This window comes from Nonomuraea sp. NPDC048916, from assembly GCF_040649575.1.
Lineage (GTDB): Bacteria > Actinomycetota > Actinomycetes > Streptosporangiales > Streptosporangiaceae > Nonomuraea.
In genome coordinates this window covers 1-421 of sequence record NZ_JBEZFS010000255.1, presented here as the reverse complement: position 1 = coordinate 421, position 421 = coordinate 1, and the positions used below count along the sequence as shown (strand labels likewise).

At 70.8% G+C, this 421-nt stretch carries 1 pseudogene; it reads right to left on the bottom strand.

The window, feature by feature from the left end:
- A pseudogene (locus tag AB0C16_RS40730) lies at positions 1–421 on the bottom strand (IS701 family transposase); the annotation flags it as partial.

Genomic DNA, 421 nt, shown 5'->3' with positions numbered 1-421 from the left:
GGTCAGGCCGAGCAGGTCCTTGCCGGTCTCGTTGTTCTCCTCGATCTTCCAGCGCAGCCCGGCGACGGTGATCAGCTCGGTGACGGGCGTGCCGGCCGGGGCATGGGCCAGGAATAACTCGACGTCGGCGGGATCGCTGACGCTGCGGCGGATCAGCAGCGTATGCGTATGGCCGTCAGCGGGAATTTGCCCCACGGGTACCGCCGCGACCGTCGCCCAGTCGTGGGCGCGTGTGCCCTTGGTGCCCTGGCCGCAGGAGCGGCGCTCCCACAACCCCGGGACGGCCTGGGCCAGCAGCCGGTCCAGCACATGCCCGGCCGGCTCCTCGCCGCCCCGGGCGGTCACCAGCGGCAGATCCACCGGCACGGCCATCACATAGCCGATCCGATGGGTGTGGCAGTAGGCGCGCAGGTGAGGATCA